The 15,138-nt window shown below is 43.7% G+C and carries 8 protein-coding genes; all 8 read right to left on the minus strand.

Annotated features, from left to right (window positions below; genetic code table 11):
• Window positions 1-196: 196 nt before the first annotated feature.
• Complete coding sequence (locus tag JXR81_01410) at window positions 197-1,327, minus strand: SpoIID/LytB domain-containing protein (GenBank protein ID MBN2753501.1); 1,131 nt, start codon at window positions 1,325-1,327, stop codon at window positions 197-199.
• Window positions 1,324-3,684 (minus strand): penicillin-binding protein 1C, encoded by a 2,361-nt coding sequence (pbpC, locus tag JXR81_01415; protein ID MBN2753502.1) that lies wholly within the window; start codon window positions 3,682-3,684, stop codon window positions 1,324-1,326. Before pbpC ends, JXR81_01410 begins: the two co-directional genes overlap by 4 nt.
• On the minus strand, window positions 3,626-9,799 hold the full coding sequence (locus tag JXR81_01420; protein ID MBN2753503.1) for a hypothetical protein: 6,174 nt from the start codon (window positions 9,797-9,799) through the stop codon (window positions 3,626-3,628). Before JXR81_01420 ends, pbpC begins: the two co-directional genes overlap by 59 nt.
• Window positions 9,800-9,913: 114 nt before the next feature.
• Window positions 9,914-10,732 (minus strand): DUF116 domain-containing protein, encoded by an 819-nt coding sequence (locus JXR81_01425; protein ID MBN2753504.1) that lies wholly within the window; start codon window positions 10,730-10,732, stop codon window positions 9,914-9,916.
• Between the two features lie 66 nt (window positions 10,733-10,798).
• Window positions 10,799-11,590: a peptidoglycan editing factor PgeF gene (gene pgeF / locus JXR81_01430; protein MBN2753505.1), complete on the minus strand. Its 792-nt coding sequence runs from the start codon at window positions 11,588-11,590 to the stop codon at window positions 10,799-10,801.
• The gene (locus JXR81_01435; GenBank protein MBN2753506.1) at window positions 11,587-12,693 is read right to left on the minus strand and encodes an N-acetylmuramoyl-L-alanine amidase; all 1,107 of its coding nucleotides are present in this window, start codon (window positions 12,691-12,693) and stop codon (window positions 11,587-11,589) included. Before JXR81_01435 ends, pgeF begins: the two co-directional genes overlap by 4 nt.
• A 3-nt stretch (window positions 12,694-12,696) precedes the next feature.
• Window positions 12,697-13,875 carry a cell division protein FtsZ gene (gene ftsZ / locus JXR81_01440; GenBank protein ID MBN2753507.1) on the minus strand — a complete coding sequence of 393 codons (1,179 nt, stop codon included), beginning with the start codon at window positions 13,873-13,875 and terminating at the stop codon, window positions 12,697-12,699.
• Window positions 13,876-13,886: 11 nt separating this feature from the next.
• Entirely contained in the window at window positions 13,887-15,134 is a 1,248-nt protein-coding gene (ftsA, locus tag JXR81_01445; protein MBN2753508.1) for a cell division protein FtsA, read from the minus strand.
• Window positions 15,135-15,138 lie beyond the last annotated feature (4 nt).

Below are 15,138 nucleotides of genomic sequence, written 5' to 3' on the forward strand. Positions count from 1 at the left end.
GGGACGGTCAAAACAGATGCTTGGAGGCTTTGACGCTTGGCAAATACAGTTACACAAACCAACGGCAACTACCGCGGGCTAAAGACCCGCGTCTACCAATGCAAAAAATTAAATCACCAAAGCAAGGCGCAATATATTGCGCCTCTACAATTAAAAACTGACAGCAAATCCGCGGGATGAAAGTTCATATATATTACTATTCAGGCGTTTTAATCATTTTCGTGTCCGGATAATAAAAACTTAGAATACCTTCGCATGTCCAGCCTTTTACCGCAAGCGCGTGAGCGCCTGCAAGGCAAAGCCCGCAGCCGTGTCCCGCGCCCCGGCCGGACAGGATAAAGTCACTTCCCCGTTTTTCAACTGCAAACTTTCTTGATGGAATATTAGCCCAGCCGTATTTTTTTCCATAAGCGGAGATAAATTTATCAGCGGGCATTTCAGTTACACCCTTTGTGTGCTTCACCTTTATTAATCTTACGTTCCCGCCCGGGCTTACATCCCCGGTTATAAAATCAATACTTCCTGAAATTCTTTCCCCCAAACTTTCTCTTATAACACTTCTAATCTCAGATGCTTTTATCTTTTTTTCCCACCTGTGAAATATATGTTTTTCGCAGAAATTACCGCTTGCAGCGCCGCATCTGACAACACTTTTAACATTATTTTCACCCCGCCATACATTACCCGCGGATTCCGATTCTCCCCCACAGCATCCCGAAAAATAAATATCCGCCGGTTTATTATCTTTGCCTGCTAAAATTAAACCGCGTGTCCCGTTGGCGGCTTTTATACTGCTTCCCCTATTTAGTTCCGGCCTGCCGTTTAACCGCTGGCAGTGGGTAAGGTCACATAAATCATAATACCCGTGCCTTTTCCTGTTTCTTTCCGCGTAAGTCCTTATCGCAACAGCCAGCGCTTTGTCAGATTCAGGGTGTGAATACGCCCCTTCAAGCTCACCGTCAAGGCTGGCCGCCACATAATCTTCCAGGCCCATCTCTACAATAATACCCGCCTCTTTCTCATCGGGCGGCAGAAAGAAAAATACGCTTCCCTTATATATAAATCTTCTTCCGTTAACACGTATTTCATACTCCCCATACTTTCCCCCGTTAAGGCGGTATTCCGCTGTCAGTTGCCTGCCTTTATTATTTATTACTTCGATATTATTTCCCTTTACATACCTCACTTTTACTTTTTCACCGCCGTTTAACTGCACCGCTTCCAGCGTTTTCGGATGATAAATATTTAATATCCTCACCTTAAGCGTCTGAGCGTATAAGGGAAAAGAAAATATAAGCAAAACCGCAGCTGCTGATAACACCCTCATTTTTTCACCATAATCTTGAAACTTACAGAATCCGACGCGCCCGTGTCATCCTGCACCGTAAGCAAGTATTTACCCGGCTTGGGGCTTATATATAACACTTCATCTGTCGCGCTTTTATTTACCGGGTTACCGTTTAAAAGCCATATTCCGCCCGTAACTCCTGACGCAAAAGACGCTTTAAGGGTTATTTTCTGAAAATCTTCCGGAAGGCTCTCTGTTATAAAATACGTACCGCCGTTTTCAGGGCTTGTTATTTTTGGTTTGAACATAATATTTTGCGACACTTCCGCAGGGTCATAAGCAGGCACCGCTTCCAGATGCTGCCCCCTTTCCTTTAAGTACGCGGCAATATCAGCGGGCCATATTTCTGCCACATATGAACGGTATGCCGAATCCGGATTCTTAAAAGAGCCGGGATCCGCCCTTAAGCCGGTTTTTTTATTAACATATATTTTTTTATGCACCCTGCATACCGGCTCTGTGTTAATACCTTTAATATAAATGTCTTCATCTGTTTTTTTGCAGTTAGGCCCTGCGGGCTGTCCGGAAACAGAACATATCTTTCTTGTACCGATATCTGAAGGAGGGGCAAACCACACATCCCTGCTGCGCGTAAGATAATTAAATATTTCTATTACTACCGGTGCCGCGGCCTTTATGCCCACAAGTTTAAACGAAGGCGAGGCATCGGCATTTCCAAGCCATACTCCCACGGTATAATCCGGATTGTAACCCACACACCACGCGTTGCCGTATCCAAAAGATGTCCCTGTTTTAAACGCCACTTTTCCCCTTGAATGGGTGAATTCCCACGCCTGCGGAAGGTCAGGCCTTACCGCTTCTGCCAGCATCTGCGTTATCATGTACGCGGTACCTGCGGAAAAAACCCTTACCGGCTCTTCTTTTTCTTTAATACCGTTATCCGTAAAATTCAGTTTCCTTAAAAGCCCGTAGTTCGCGATAGCGGCATACATTGTCACAAGTTCTTCCAGACTTACAGGATACGCGCCAAGCGCCGCGGCAAGGCCGGGATTTGTATCCCTTCTTTTAATGTCATAAAAACCATTTTTTCTTAAAAATCCCAGCAGGCCGTTGGCGCCAAGGCTGTATTCAAGATATACTGCCGTGCTGTTATAAGAACGTGACAGCGCGTCAAAAGCCGTTACCAGCCCGGAAAACTTGCGGTCGGAATTAACAGGCGAGTACCCGTCATAATCTCTTGGAATATCGTACAGGATTTTTTTTGGGGTTATCATTCCGTGCTCGGCTGCCATTGCGTAAACAAAAGGTTTTAAAGCCGAACCGGGCGAACGCACTATTGAAACACCATCTATTTCACCGCAGTGCTCTTTATCTTCAAAATCAGGCGAGCCCACATAAGCCGCAACATTCATCGTGCGGTTGTCCACCACAATGACAGCGCCGTTATAAACGCCGTATTCTTTAAGTTCGCGGGACGCGAATTTAAGCCTGTATTCGCACATTGACTGAAGCGCTTCATCAATAAAATACTTTCTTACATATCCGCTGTTTTGTATTCTTTTATTTACAAGGTGCTGCAGCCTGTATGGATTGTTATACCTTTTATCAGAAACAGGTTCAGACACCGCGCTTTCAATTCCTTCCCCGAAAATCCCGCCTATTCTCTGTATTACTTCATCCCTTGCCTTCTGCGCCCTCTGCGGGCTGCGGTCAGGCCTTAAAGAATTCGGGGATTTTGGAAGGGCTATTAATAGCGCGGCTTCAGGAAGCGTAAGATTTATGGGGGCTTTGTTAAAATAAAGATAAGAAGCGGCAGCCACGCCTTCTATGTTTCCACCCATGGGAATATTATTCAGATACATTTCAAGAATCTGTTTTTTTGAAAAATTCACTTCCAGCTGCGACGCCCTGAAAGCTTCTATTATTTTCGCTCCCATAGTCCTTTTTCTTGGCTCTATAAGTTTGGCAAGCTGCATTGTAATAGTGGAACCGCCGGATACCACGCGCATGCTGGTGACATTAAGAAAAACAGCGCGCGCCACGGCAAAAGGGTTTATGCCGCGGTGCAGATAAAACATTTTATCTTCATATTCCACGATTCCGCGCTTTATAAATTCGGGCATATCCGAAAGCGGTGTTTTTATACGGTACATACCGGACGGGGACAAGCCCAGCCTTAACAGCCGGTTTTCCTGCGTGATATGCAGTACAGAATAATCCTCCTGCAGCCTGTAAAGCGGCAGCGGAAAAAGAATGTTCAATAAAAACCATACGGCCGCGGGCAAAAGCACCGCGGCCGCTGTTATTAATGCCGGTTTATTTGCCGGCTTTAGAAGGTACTGCTTCAGGCGAAACAACAAGGTACTCTTTTTCATGAGTCTCCGCTTTAATATCCGGATCATACATAGCTTCCGCGAATATATTGGGTATAGTATACTTTCCCGGAGTAACCGCCCTTACCGCGTAAGAGAAAGTTGTCTTTCCTGAAAAAGCGCCGGTAAACAGAAGTATTCTGTCGTCGCGGATATCCTGATATTCAAGCGACATATCGGATGCCGGAGTAAACTTTAAGAACCCGCTTGTCCTTAACCTTGGGTTTTCAATTTCAAACCCTGCCGGCAGCATATCCACAACTATTACGTTATCAAGGGACCTGCCGTTTAAGGCTTCAAGTTCTACAGATACCACTATAAGTTTTCCCTGCACCACATTGGTAAGGTTGATCTCTTTCCCGTTTTCATCAAAATATTTTCTTGAAACTTTAAGCCCGTTAGCGTAAGTTTTGGGCCTCTTTTCAAGAGGGGTGCCTTCAGTGTAAAAATTGTAATATAAAGGCGTTTCCCCGCTGTTTTTCACCGTATACTCTTTCCACACATTTTTTGTATCAGAATAAAATCCTTTGCCTTCATCCTTAATGGTGCTGTGTTTCGCGCCGTTAACATAAAGGTCCGCGCTCATTTCGCCGTTACGCCCCGGAAGGTTGTTTAACTCCGCAAGCCCCATTAACGCCCACGCTGTTTCCTGCGTACTGCCGAAAGAACCGTCATCCCTGACCCTTTCTATAAGCAGGTTTTCTGTTATCTTTGTGCGCGCTGTTTCTTTTGCCTCTGCCTGCGCCGCCGCTTTTAAGTACATTCCAAGGTTTCGCGTGTAGGAATTAAATGATTCGCTTAATTCCCTTAACATATATTTGGACTTAAAATCCTCGTATAGTACCATCTTTGCGGCATCCCTGTTATCAGCATAGGAGTATGACATAGAAAGAAGCATTTTATCGGATTCATCGGTTCCTTCAATAAACCTTTTAGCATCCTTGTAAATAAGCCCGCCTTTTACCATTATGTCGCGCTGCTCGGTTCCTGGCAGATACTTTGTCTTTTCCAGCTGTTTCGCGAACTCTTTCATTGCCGCGCTTACCTTTTTATCTTTCTTCAGATACAGCATATACAGGCTTTCAATGTAATTCATTTTTTTTGCATCCGGCCTTCCCACAAGCGCCTGTATATACATTTTGTAAATATTGTTTGAAGTTTCGTATTCGCTGATTTCCTGATTATATGCCCGCCTGTCAAGCCTGCCCTGCTGCTGCACGGGTTCATCCGGATTTTCTTTTATACCAAGCCTGTCAAGCACGCGCCTGTAAAAATCTTCCGGCACATTGTAACCCTGCCTTTTTGCCTCCACAAGAAAATGCGCGGTGTAAAGCGAAAGATACCTTGATGCGCTGCTGCTTCCGCCCGGCCAGTACGTTAATGTGCCGTCGGACATTACAAACTTATTAAGTTTTTTAATCCCTTCCTCAATGTACGCGTCAACGTTGGCAGCATAATCTTTTACCATCCACTGTACCACTCCAAGATCCTTTAAATAAAGCATAGGAAACACAGAAGACACAGTCTGTTCAAGGCAGCCGTAAGGATAACGTACAAGGTATTCAAGCGCCGGCGCGTATTCAGCCAGCCTGCTTTTGGATATAAAGAGCCTTACTTTTTTTCCGAATTTTATGTACTCCTGCGGAATTTTGCCTGTTACTTCCTTGCCGGGTTCCAGTTTGCCCCTTACCGCTTTTGTTTCAAGATGCGCCGCGGGCCTTACGCTTAATTCACGCTTAACCGACATCTTCTGCCCGTTGCCTGTTACATTAATATCAAGCTTTGCGGCGCCGGCCTCTTTTAAGGCTTTTCCGGAGAAAGTTATTTTCTTTTCTTTCTTATTTTCAAGGTAAATCTCAGTCCCTTCCCCTTTTGCAACCGATAACGGGCCTTGCGTATTAACCCTTGCCGTAAACGTGCCCGAAAAACCTGTATTATTGTAAATTCTGACCGGCATTTCAAATTCATCAAGCAGCGCCAGAAACCTTGGAAGGTTCGGGGTTATAACAATGGGGTCAACTATATTTACAAACTTATCCGCGGAGCCAAACTGGCCGCCATCAACCGCAAGTACCATTATCCTTGCTTTGCCGTTAAACCTGGCGGATTCAAATTTGTAGCTTACTTCGCCGTTTTCATCCGTATAAAGGATGCCGGAGAATCTGGCAAAAGATTCAACCCTTTTCGCGATTACCGGGTTTAAATGTTTCTGAAGGGGTTCATAATAGTCGCCGCCTATCGCCCGTTTTGTTGCGTTTATATCCGTAAGTACTTTGTTCATTATTGAATAACTTCTGGTTTCCAGTGCTTTTTTCCTGTAATAATATTCAAGCGGATCCGGGGTTTCAAACCTTATTATCTGAAGGATGCCCTCGTCCACGGCAGCCAATACCACAGCCGCGTTTGCCTTGGCTTTGCCAAGCCTTACCTTTACGTTAATACCGTCGGTGGACATTACCTCTTCGCCGCAGATAATTTTCGGCGCAAGGTCTTTTGCCGACCGGTTTATTGAAACCGTTGCGATACCCGCGGACATAAACGGAAGCGAAGTGTATTTTTCTTCCGGTTTTCTTACTGCCATTACATTCAAATAAACATTGGGCAGATATTCATCTTTAATGTCAAAATAAACCACCGCACTGCCGTTTTCAAGTTCTATGTATTTTTCCGCGAATACTTTTTCACGCTCCAGCGTCACATAAGCGCGGCCTGAAAAAGGCGCGTTGATAACCGCCTTCATTTTATCGCCCGGCAGGTATTTGTCCTTATCCAGTACAATTTCCACCCTGTCTGCCTTTGTCATATCATAAGTCGTATATCCCGGGCCGCTTACGTTAACTTTTATACCCGTTCTCATACCCTGTTCGCTTCCGGCGTATATTGTATATTCGCCTTCTGTATCAGCGTCAATTTCCAGACTGGCTTTTCCGTTGATATCAAGGGCTTTATTGATTACCACTTCGCTGTAATTAGAAGACGCGTAATAATTTCTGTTCCAGCGGTTTCTGCGGAACATGGAATACCACACAGTGCGCTTTACCAGCACCTGAACGTCTTTTATATTCTCTTCAACACCTTCCGCGTTCACGGCGGCAAGGTCTATTATTATTTTATCGCCTTTCTTATAAACCTTCCTTTCATCATTCACTTTTACGCCAAGATAATACTTATACACGTGAACCGGAATCCTTTTCATGGCTCCGACAGCCCTGCCGCCGTCGTCATAAACTTCCGCGTAAACTTCCGCCATTAAAGCGGAAGGCGGAAGCACGGCACCCGGTATTTGAACTTCATAGTCAAAATTTCCTATCTCGTTTAATTTTTCAGTGCCAAGCCTTTCCATCCTTGCGTCATAAGACCTTTCGGGGTCTCCGAATACATATCCCTTATATGAAGGGTGGCTGAAAGCATGCTGTACAAACTGCACCTGCGCGTTTACTTTATTGCCCGCCGCGGGCGGCCCAAACATTTGATTTGCTTTTACCCGAAACCTTAACGGATCGCCCGGAACAAGAGTGTCCTTATCCGTTGTTATTGAAACATTTATCTTGTCAGGGATGAATTCTTCTATTTTAATTGAAGTGCTTCCTATGCTGCGCCTTTCTGAATCAGGCACTATAAGCTGCACGGAATACTCTCCCGTCTGCGCGCCACGAGCTATAGGCACTTCAAAAACCGCCATGCCTTTCGCGTTTGTCTGAACTTTTTTAATATAAAAATTTCCGCCCTGCGGATTGTAAATCACGCATTCCACAAACAAAGCCGGCGGAGTTGTGTTGTTATCCCCCCTGACAATTGCCGTGATAAATGCCTTTTCTCCCGGCCTGTACAGACCCCTTTCAGAGGTTAAGAAACCTTTTAACCCGTACTCCCCGTTTCTTTCGCCGCCGGTATCAAACAGGTAATTATTTGTCATATCCGAACCAAGAGTAAGGTATGAAAAATCTTCCCCATTTTCCGCAAGAATTAAGAACGGGTCAAATTCATAAAAATTTTTATTATAATTGTCAAACTGCGCCCTGCCTTCCGCGTCTGTTGCCAGCTGCTTAATTACCTGATTATCCCTGGACATAAGCTTTACCGTGACACCGGACATAGGGTTAAGTTTGGTGACAGATACAGCTTTTACAAGCAGGGTATTATCATAGACTTTTGCCATAAGCCCTATATCCGTACAGCGTACTGTCTTTCTTTTTGTTTCATAAGTGCGCTGGTCGCGCAATTCCACAAAAAAGACGCCCTTAAAAGGCTGGTCATTCAGGCTTTTCATATTAATAAATTCGGTCTGTTCCTGATTAATCTCCCCGCCGGAAATTTCATGCACAGTATCAAACACGCGCTTGCCGGTATTATAGTAACTTCCGCTGCTAAGGTAATACACCAGATTATTTTTAAAGACTTTATTTACATATACGTTAAACCTGTCAAGATTCATTGTTTTGACCGCGATATTCATGTTTCCGTCAGGAGATAATATTTCACCCTGTTCCGCAAAATCGCACATTGACGGCATATCTTTAAGCGTTACCCTGTTTGAATAATCGTTTGGCATGGGCTCACCGGTTTTTGCAACTATCCCCTTTGATACATTAACTTCATATGTTATATTGGGCTGAAAATCAGCTTCAAGCATGGCAAATCTGTATTCGGTGGAAACTTTAAACGGCAGGACTTCGGGTTCTTTTCCAAAAGAAGCGGGCTTTATAATCATTACGTGCTTTTTCACCTGTTCTTCGGAAATCGGCATATTAAAACCGATTGCCACAGAGCTGCTTCCTTCTGTATGCCAGGGGATTACTTCAGTCACACTCAAATACTCTTTTGACGGAATAGCAATCTCTTTTGCATATTCATTCCCCATTGAACCCCTGCATTCCACGCACATTAAATCCCTGTTAATTAACACTTTAATATACTGCCTGTCATAAATCCTCTTAAAATCCTTTATTTTTATGTAATATCTTGTGGGCTGATCGGATTTTTCAAGTTTGTATTCCAGCGGAGATTCGCTTGTACCCTTTGATGTCACCACTTTTCTGAACGCGCTTAAACTGTTTCTTAGCGCCTGTTCTTCCACGGGATAATTAAAATTTATCTCGCCTATCAGCTCTTTCTCGGTGCCTGTTATTACATCCCTGTCAAAGAAGTATCTGTGATCAACTATTTTTAAAAGCGGCGTATTAAAGGAAACTTTTTTTCCGCCCACTATTTTCTTTCCCAGCGCGGTAAAATGTTCTGTATTTACTTTTACCGTGTACGAAGAAGCAGGCGGAAGCGGCGCATCGGGTTTAAAGACTATCGTTTTTTCATTCCGGAATTCATAAACCCCCGTAATGTCAGGTGATATATCAAGCAGCTTGGCAGGGGTGGTTTCATTTTTAAGCTTCACCGGCGCTGTAAATTCCGCCCTTATGGTTACGCTTGTATCAACCTCTCCTTTTGGCGATATATCGGCAACGCTTACAAGGAATTTTCCGGAAACAGCGCTTAATACAACTTTTAAAAGTATAAGTACAAGTATAGCCGCGGCAGCAACCGAAAGTTTTTTTCTTTTGTTTTTTATGCTTTTGACCTTGCCAACAGCAGCGGGCGCAAACCTGTTCCTGATATACGCAATAAGGCTTTTAATTTTACCCCATACAAACTTTGAAACTTTTACAAAAAACGCCGATATTTTCGCCCATATAAACTTTAAAAACCAGCCAATTTCTTCCATATATCTGTATATATAATAGGAAAGAAGCGGAAGGATATAAAACATGTTGAAACTTGTAATATACGTGTTTAAACCCCTGAAATATATATTTCTTAACCACCCTGTCACAAAAAACGTACCGATAAAAACAAGGGCCCCTTTTGTCAGTTCCCTTTCTTTCCCCCATTTCTTTTTCCTGAAATAAGCCAATAACAACAAAAGCAGGCCAAGAAGCACAAATTTTGGCGCTCCGGTTAAGAAATTACGAATTGTACTGATAAGATTCTGAAATTCCCTTACCGCCTGATAATTTAATTTTGGTATTAACAGATATGCAAGAAACGGAAGAATAACAAAAAAAAGAATTAATTTTCCTGTAAACAAAGCGCCTTTCATAAAACCTTTTTTGGGTATTTTAACCATATTACCCTCCCCTGATTTTTTTTAAATTATAACACAAACCGTTATAAGGCGTAAATAAATATACCTATAGCCGCAGATAGTTGACAGGTAAATACGGTTAAAGGCTTGGAGGTTTTAAGTTATTTTAAGGAGAAACTTAATTGTGTTTTCAAGGGCATCCGTGTCAATTGCGGTATCTTTACAAGGGCCGAACGGACGCTTATTGGGAATTCCAACTACGGTAATTGCCCCCGGGGTATCTGACATTCCGGCTATCAGGTCGCGTTCGCACGCCACCCCTATTATGGCATCCGGTTTTACCTTTTTTATCATCTGCCTTGCGGAAGAACCGCCTGTGGCCGTGAAAGAAGTGACTTTATATTTTTCTGTCAGCTCCGCGGCTTTAACACGTGTATCCTTATCAAGGCAGCGCGGAAGCAGAACAAGAAGGTTTTGGCTTTTAAATTTTTTACGGGTGGCATATACAAGTGCATTGTTGACTTCAACCAGGGAATGCCCTATCCTGTCTTTTGATACTTTAAAAAAAGCGCCTATTTTATAAACTATAGGGTAGATCCATTCAATATGAAGCCCGTTTTTACGGGCAAACGGAAGCACTGCAATATTAAAACTGACTGAAATTAAAAGCAGAAAAGACCAGATAAAAAGTATTGCCATAACAGCCGATATCACCCACATAATAAAAGTATCCACCACAGGATTCCACTGATACAATCTTGGGGATATCATATAATAAACAAGCATCGCCCCTGCGGTTAAAAAAATCAGGGCCGCAAAGTAAACAGATAAAAACAGTTCTTTGCCTTCTTTTATCTCTTTTTCATAACCTGATAAATCACCCACCCACCCGGCCCATTCATCGCCAAGCCTGCGGTCTATTACCTTAGGGGTTGTTGTTATTTCCTGCGGGTTTTGTTTTTCTTCGTCTGCCATCATTACCTCTGTTTATTATTTTATTTGCCTGATTATACCAGGCACCGGAAAAATATGTTTTGCCTTTTATTTAATACCTATCAAATACATCATTCTGCCTGTTTCTTTGCCGTCGCGCCTGTAACTGTAAAACATTTTGCTGTGCGTAAAAGTGTCCATTTCGTTAATAAATATATTTTCCTCTTTTACCCCGCAGGATAAAAGCAGGTTTTTGTTCCCCTGCCACATGTTCATTGTAATGCCTATTTTTTTCTCTTTAAATATTCTGGCAAACAACGGATCTTTTTGCAGAGTTTCGTATACATCCGGCCCCACAGCAAAAGACTTGGGCGCAATTGCCGGCGACATTGAAACAAGCATGTGTTCCGGGGAACACTTGAATTCATTTATCATTATCATAGCCGTTTTAAGAATAAGTTTGTTTGCCACACCGCGCCAGCCTGTATGTACAGCCGCTATAACTTTTTTATCCGGACAGGCTATAACGCTTGTAACACAATCCGCGGCGCGCACCGCGATGGCATAGCCCTTTTCATCAGTTATCAGCGCGTCACATTCAGAATCCGTCACATAAGTCCTGTTTTCCGGTGTTATCACGCAGACATTGTCCCCGTGCACCTGAACAGGCGCGTAAATTTTATCAATATGAAGCGCGCGTTTTATCTTGTCAATATTTTTCACAACTCTTTTATGGCTGTCCAAAGTATTAAAACCGGTATTTAAACTTTCATACACTCCTTCACTTTCGCCCCCCGTTCTTGTCGTAAACGCTTCATAAAACAGCCCCGTCTTATTAATAACCTTATTTCTTATAAAATTCATCTGGTTCTTCGGATATAATTCAAAGTATTTATTCATAGCACCCTTTCCAAATAATCAAGCACGCCCGTGTAAATACCCGCCGCAATGGATGCCCTGAACTGCGCGTCCGCAAGTTTCTTCTCTTCTTCTTTATTTGATATAAAAGCGCATTCCACCAGCACGGACGGCATACCTGTTTTTGCCAGAACATAAAAAGGCGCGCGTTCGGTGGGCAGCCATTTTAATTTAAGTTTTTTAACAAGGCTGCTTTGAATATAACCCGCTGATTCTATGCTTAAATATTCAAAAGCGCCTTTTTTTAAATCACTTAACAGCATATCAAAGGAACCACCCCTGCTGTTTTCAAACTTGGCGGCCTCGGCGGCTTCGCGCGAAGACGCAGTCCTGCTGTATATATAGCTTCTTGTCCCCTGCACGCCGCGGTTACGGGCGGCATTACAATGAATACTGATAAACAAGTCGGCTTTATTTTTATTGGCAAATTCAGCCCTGTCTTTAAGGGGGATAAATACGTCTTTTTCGCGCGTCATAAGAATCTTTAAATCTTTATTTTTCTTAAGCTGCTCTCTTAATTTTAAACCCACATCAAGAACAACATCTTTTTCATATAATCCTGTAGGCCCTATCGCGCCGGGATCGTTTCCTCCGTGCCCCGGGTCAATAATTATAACAAAAGGCCCATCTTTCTTTTTCTTGCCGGTTTTTTTAGCCGTTTCTTCAACTATCCGTATGTCATCATCTGCTGCTGCAGCTGCTGCAGCAGGCACAGGTGTTGATTCCGTTTTTAAAACAGCCGGAACTGCCGCAGGCAATAACACGGTTTCAGGAACCTTTTGTTTAACTTCCCCCAGTATCTGCGTTATCTCATCAAAAGTTTTCTGGCTTAGAAAAACATTTGCCCCGTTAACAAAAGGCGGAATATCCACACGGATTAACTTATTGCCTGATTTTATATAAGGGTAATTAAGCACAATTTTTACTTCTTTACCGCCGCTAAGGTTTATAAAACCGCGGTCCCAGTCAGCGGTATATTCCGTATTTGTCTCTCTTAACAAATACTTTAAACTTACAAGTTCTTCCGCAAGGCAGACCCCTGCCGTTAAAAATAACAGTACCGGCAGGAGTATCTTTTTTAACATCTGCTACTGAAGCCTTTTTTCATACATGCGGGTTTCCATCATTCTCTGATAGGTGGGCCTGTCCACGTCTTCGTAAGAACCTTCATATGCCTTTCTTGACCACGCGGCCACATTGCGCGAACTGTTCCTTGATTCCTGTTCCTGCCTGATTTCGGGCTGTTCCCGGACTTTCGCCGTTTCAGCACACACTTTTACCTCTTCTGTTTCTTTGATTCCTGTTACAAGCACAATTACCTCTATTTCATCTCCCAGTTCCTCGTCATTTACCATACCATATTTCACAAACGCGTTTTCACCCGTCATTTTATTAAGGTTATCGATTTCCTGCAGTTCATTTAAATTAATACAGCCCGCAAAGTTGACAAGTATATTCTTGGCGCCGTTTAACATGGCGTTGCCGGTGAACGGGTCGTTCATTGCTTTTTCAAAAGCTTTTTTAATTTTATCCGTGCCGCCCGCTCTGCCGATTCCAAGAAAGACATCTCCGTCTGATTTAAGCGCCGTTTTTACATCTTCAAAATCTATGTTCTGGTAACCGGTTTTGGATATCATATAAACCATTCCGTTTATGATATTAACCAGGGCGCGGTTTACTTCCATATACGCCTCTGTAACCGGCATCTGTTTGTCGCATGCCTGAAAAATTCTGTCATTCGGAATGGCAATTATATTATTGACCTTTTCTTTAAGCCTTTTCATTGACGTTTCAACTATGTGCTGCTTGCCCGCGTTCTTCATTTCCATCTTAAACGGGGTAATTACAACAGCCACTGTCATTATATCCAGTTCGCGCGCTATTTCAGCTATTACCGGCGCGGCTCCGCTTCCGGTGCCGCCGCCCAGGCCTGCCGCAATAAAAAGCAGGTCTGTCCCTCTTAACATATTTGCAATGTATTCCCTGTCTTCTTCCGCGGCGCGTTCACCCTGTTCAGGATTGCTTCCTGCGCCCCTGCCGCCCGTTAACATCCTTCCAATCTGAACTTTGTCAGCCACATTAACACGCTTTAACGACTGAATATCGGTATTGACCGCAATTAAGTCCGCGTCACGCACGCCCATTTCTGACATTGCGTTGACAATGTTGCATCCGCAGCCTCCGACACCCACCACCTTTATTATTGCCCCTACCCTTTCCCCTGCTGTTTCGTCATCCCCTACAAGTTCAAATTTCAGTGCATCCATGGTACGCCTCCTTATATATATTCGCTTATCAGATTTTTAATTATTTGCCATATGCTGTCACCGCTTTTTTTCTTTAAAAAGTGGTTGTTTAAGCCGCTTTCATTTACATAGTAACCCACAAGCCCTACCGCGGTGGAATATTCCGGCTGGCTTACAATATCATACAGCCCGACTATCTTTTCCTTTATCGGTATTCCGACGCGCGCCCTTACATTCATCTGTTCCCTGAACATGCGCTCTATTCCGTTTAACTGCGCGGTTCCTCCGGTTATCACAACGCCGCCGCTGTACTCCCCTTTTTCAACACCTTCTTTTTCAAGTTCTATCTGTACAAATTCCACAAGTTCCTTTACGCGCGCCTGAATATAACTTGCAAGCTGCCTGCGGGAAACCTGCGTCACTTTATTGCTTCCCATATCCGGCACATCAACCATTTCATCTTCTGCCGCGTCTTCGGGATAAACCAGCCCGTGCTTTTTCTTAATTTCTTCAGCATTTGTTTTTGTGGTCTGAAGAAGCGTCACAAGGTCAGAAGTGATAAGATTTCCGCCCACCGGAATTACCTTTACAAATTTCAGCGCGTCTTTCTGATATATCGCCAGGTCGGTGGTTCCTCCGCCTATGTCCACAAGCAGCACGCCGATATCTTTTTCATCCGCGTATAAAACAGCTTCAGAAGAGGCAATTGACTGAAGCACCACGTCTTCCGTGCTGTACCCGGCCTTGCTTATCACTTTTCTTACGTTATCTATGGCGGTCACTGACCCTGTAATTATATACGCGTCCACTTCAAGTTTAAGCCCGGTCATTCCTATCGGGTTTTTAATTTCATCCTGCGAATCAACTATGTACTGAGTGGGAATAACATGCAGCACTTCCATATCATGCGACATGGGCACGCTTGTGGCGCCTTCAATCGCCCTGTCTTTGTCTGCTTCGGTAATCTCTTTCTGTTTGCTGTGCGAAAGCGATGTCATGCCGTGGCCTTTAATACCGGCAATATTTTTACCGGAAACAGACGCCACAACGGAATTGACTTTCACGCTTGCCATCTGCTCGGCTTTCATCAGGGACTTTCTGATAGCTTCGGAAGTGTCGGCGATATTTACAACGTTGCCTTTGGAAACGCCTTTATTTTCCTCCCAGCCTGTGCCTATTACATTTATCTCGTTCTCCCTGATTTCCGCGACAACCGTACACACCTTTGTGGTGCCGATGTCAACCGCGGCTACAATATGCCCGTCATTTGATGATCCCATTTAT

The organism is Candidatus Goldiibacteriota bacterium, from assembly GCA_016937715.1.
In the GTDB taxonomy this organism is placed as follows: Bacteria; Oederibacteriota; PGYV01; order PGYV01; family PGYV01; genus PGYV01.

What these genes read in the sequence shown, in the direction of transcription:
- JXR81_01410 (MBN2753501.1), bottom strand. Translation starts at nt 1,327, where the DNA reads ATGAGGGTGTTATCAGCAGCTGCGGTTTTGCTTATATTTTCTTTTCCC.
- pbpC (MBN2753502.1), bottom strand. Translation starts at nt 3,684, where the DNA reads ATGAAAAAGAGTACCTTGTTGTTTCGCCTGAAGCAGTACCTTCTAAAG.
- JXR81_01420 (MBN2753503.1), bottom strand. Translation starts at nt 9,799, where the DNA reads ATGGTTAAAATACCCAAAAAAGGTTTTATGAAAGGCGCTTTGTTTACA.
- JXR81_01425 (MBN2753504.1), bottom strand. Translation starts at nt 10,732, where the DNA reads ATGGCAGACGAAGAAAAACAAAACCCGCAGGAAATAACAACAACCCCT.
- pgeF (MBN2753505.1), bottom strand. Translation starts at nt 11,590, where the DNA reads ATGAATAAATACTTTGAATTATATCCGAAGAACCAGATGAATTTTATA.
- JXR81_01435 (MBN2753506.1), bottom strand. Translation starts at nt 12,693, where the DNA reads ATGTTAAAAAAGATACTCCTGCCGGTACTGTTATTTTTAACGGCAGGG.
- ftsZ (MBN2753507.1), bottom strand. Translation starts at nt 13,875, where the DNA reads ATGGATGCACTGAAATTTGAACTTGTAGGGGATGACGAAACAGCAGGG.
- ftsA (MBN2753508.1), bottom strand. Translation starts at nt 15,134, where the DNA reads ATGGGATCATCAAATGACGGGCATATTGTAGCCGCGGTTGACATCGGC.